Below are 1531 nucleotides of genomic sequence, written 5' to 3'. Positions count from 1 at the left end.
TCACGACGATCGCCAGGGGGTCGGCGACGCCGGGCCCGGCGAGCGCGCGGGTGGCCTCGATGCCGTCGACCACGGGCATCCGGATGTCGAACAGGCACACGTCGGGGCGCAGCCGCCGGGCCAGCTCGACCGCGTGCCCGCCGTCGGCCGCCGCGCCGACCACCTCGATGCCCGGCTGGGCGTCGAGGATCATGGTGAGGCCGGTGCGGATGATCTCCTGGTCGTCGGCGACGACCACGCTGACGCTCATGCGGCGCCCCCGGTGCGCGGCAGCACGGCGGCCACGGTCCAGCCGCGGTCCGGGTTCGGGCCCGCCTCGCAGGCGCCGCCGAGCAGGCCGGCGCGTTCGGCCATGCCGACCAGCCCGTGACCCCGCGCCGCGGCCGGGCGGGTGGAGCGCTCGCCGTCGTCGGTCACCCACAGGCGCACCGCCCGGTCGTCCACGACCACCCGCACCCCGATCCTGGAGGCGTGCCGGGCGTGCCGCCGGGCGTTGGTGACCGACTCCTGGGCGAGCCGGTAGGCCGCGGTCCCGACCGACGGGGGCACGTCCTCGACGTCGCCGACGACCTCCACCTCGACGGTGGGGCCGAACGGCGAGCGGCCCGCGAGGCGGTCGATGTCGGCGACACCCGGGCTCGGCGCCAGGTCGGCCGGCTCGTCCCGCCGCAGCGCCCGGACCATGGTGCGCATCTCGGCCAGCGCCCGCGACGCCTCGGACTCGATCACGCGCAGCGCGTCGGCCGCGGCCTCCGGGTGCGAGGCCGCCGTGGCGAGGCCGGCCTGGGCGCGGATGGCCATCGCCGAGACGTGGTGCGCGACGGTGTCGTGCAGGTCGCGGGCCAGCCGCTCCCGCTCCAGCAGCTTGACCTGGTCGAGTTCGCGCACCCGCGCGCGGACCCGGAACCTCAGCGCCGCGCCGAGGGTGGCGGCCGTCGACAGGACGACCACGCCGGCGAGCGCGTCGCCGGGGGCGGTGGTGCCCAGCGCGACCGAGGAGCCGAGCTTGGCCAGCACGACCAGCGAGCCGAGCACGGCCTCGCGCCCGGACCCCCAGCGGAACAGCGAGAACGGGAACAGCAGCAGGTAGACCATGGTGTCCAGCTCGGGCTCGTGGCCGAGCACCACCGGGACCACCGCGCCCACGCCGAAGACGACCACGACCACCGGCAGCGGCCTGGTCCGCCGCCACCGCAACGCGGGCAGCAGCCCCACGGCGACCACGACCGAGGCGACCGGCGACCGGAGGTCCTCCCTCAGCAGCCCTTCCAGCACCGCGACCACCGCGAGCACGCCCACCAGCGCCCAGTCCCGCCGGGCGTGCGACGGCGGGCGCGGTGGGCGCGGCTCGTCCCACACGGACCGGAGGAACTCGTGCACCGGCTCATGGTAGGCGAGCCCGCGCCGCGGCGGACCGGCCCGGAGCACGGGCGGCGGCGGCACCGCACGGCGATCGGCGCGGCTCCCGGCCGGGGGGCGCGCCGGTCACCGGGAGGCGAGCGCCACGAGGCGGTCGAACGTGGCTTCCAGC

Annotated in this window: 2 protein-coding genes; both read right to left on the bottom strand. The window is 77.7% G+C overall.

The features are described 5' to 3' along the window. A partial coding sequence (locus ACFV4N_RS42825) for a response regulator transcription factor (protein WP_499678427.1) occupies positions 1-250 on the bottom strand: 250 nt, incomplete at its 3' end. Next, positions 247-1380, bottom strand: coding sequence for a sensor histidine kinase (locus ACFV4N_RS42820; protein ID WP_499678426.1), 1134 nt, complete (start codon positions 1378-1380; stop codon positions 247-249). The genes ACFV4N_RS42820 and ACFV4N_RS42825, both read right to left, overlap by 4 nt. Positions 1381-1531: the final 151 nt, after the last annotated feature.

The organism is Actinosynnema sp. NPDC059797, assembly GCF_042732085.1.
GTDB lineage: Bacteria > Actinomycetota > Actinomycetes > Mycobacteriales > Pseudonocardiaceae > Actinosynnema.
Note: the sequence above shows the minus strand (reverse complement) of the source record. Positions and strands in the feature narration are given on the sequence as shown.